The 1,414-nt window shown below is 40.9% G+C and carries 2 protein-coding genes; both read left to right on the top strand.

Features of this window, described 5'->3' with window-relative positions; genetic code table 11:
- On the top strand, positions 1 to 185 hold a 185-nt coding region (locus AB2J24_RS19805), incomplete at its 5' end, for a hypothetical protein (RefSeq protein WP_367386805.1).
- A 108-nt stretch (positions 186 to 293) separates the two neighbouring features.
- Entirely contained in the window at positions 294 to 920 is a 627-nt protein-coding gene (locus AB2J24_RS19800; RefSeq protein WP_367386804.1) for a hypothetical protein, read from the top strand.
- The last annotated feature ends 494 nt before the right edge of the window (positions 921 to 1,414 follow it).

The following is a 1,414-nucleotide window of genomic DNA, read 5'->3' as shown; positions in this document are numbered from 1 at the left end:
GAAAAAGACATAAACCAAGATCAAAACGGGCTAATACCCTGACAATACTACTCGCGATCCAAAACCGCGCTAGACAATCCAAATCAACTCAAACACTTTATCAACAATATCGGCCAGAAGCAGTCATAATCATATCCATTAGTCCAATGCTTGCTTTGAACTTGCATTACTCTGCCAACTACTAAATTTAGTAGTTGTTTTATGTAAAAGGTTAATGCAATCTTAACGCGTGGGTCGATTGCACGTGTGTGTGGTTGGCTTTGATGTGGTGTTTAGTTGCGGGTATCTGTTAGGTGTTTGGATTTTCGAAAGAAAAGAAACTTGAGGTGGCAGAAGCTGCGCCTTTAGCTGATGAGCAAACGCTAGTTGATCAAAAGAAACCAAGTTCACCCGATCATCTCAAATCTGGTCAAATTCTTATCCGTGTGATTGAACCAAAAGATAAGGAAAAGTGCCGCGAGCTGCTTAAAGCGCATCATGCATCAACGGCCTATGCAGATTATGCGTTTTCGGATGATAAATTTGAAAGTCATGCGGCTAAGATTTACGCCTATCCTGAAAATATGGTGTGCTTGGTTGCTGAGCGCGCGCTAGAGCGTGATCAAAACAAAGCCGAACCAACAACAGATCAGGAAACAGAAATCATCGGTCTTTTATGGGCAAGCGCCGGGTCCTATGCGCTGTCTGATGAGCTGATCTTTGCCACCTGTCATATTATCGCCGTTCATCCGGTTAAGCTTGGTCGCTTATCAGCGGTTAAAACGTTCATGCTGTTGATCAAGGCAGTCAAAACTTGGTCCAAAACCAGAGGAGCTGATGAAGTGTTGGTTCATGTCACCACAGGCACCAATCTCAAAGCCACTGACCGTCTACTCAGACGTTCAGGTGCAAAAACCATTGGAGGTGGGTATGTGGTGTGATTTATTAAGCTTGTTGGATTGGTAATGTACCGCAGTGGAGATAAAATCTTATGCAGAAATGGCTGATTGATATATTCGGCTTAGATAGTCGAAGTGATATTATTACGTTCTCTTTTTATCTGTTGCTTCTTATAGTAGTCGGCTCTTATATTTGGCGTGAATACAGAAATCAGAAACTTGCAAGAAGAAGCGAATTAAAAAGAGTTCTGGATATGTTTAGAGGAAAAACATCTGTATTAATTCTGGTTTTTATAGCGATTATTCTATTTGTACTTTATCACCTTGTTGGCAATTTTATTTCCACACGAATATAGATTGGAAGAGCTATGAGTCCAGTATTCAAGTCTACTCAAGGTGTCCTTGCCCTCTATAATTAGGCCATTAAATTTGTAAAACTCTAAGAGATTTGAGGAGTGTACTTATGGCCCGGAAGCGTTATTCGGATGAAGACGTTTTGCGTTTATTACGTGAGATTGAGTTAAATTTAGCAAGTG

Origin of the sequence: Lentilitoribacter sp. EG35, from assembly GCF_040784015.1 — a bacterium.
Taxonomy (GTDB): domain Bacteria; phylum Pseudomonadota; class Alphaproteobacteria; order Rhizobiales; family Rhizobiaceae; genus Lentilitoribacter.
This window is presented reverse-complemented; position numbering and strand designations above follow the sequence as displayed.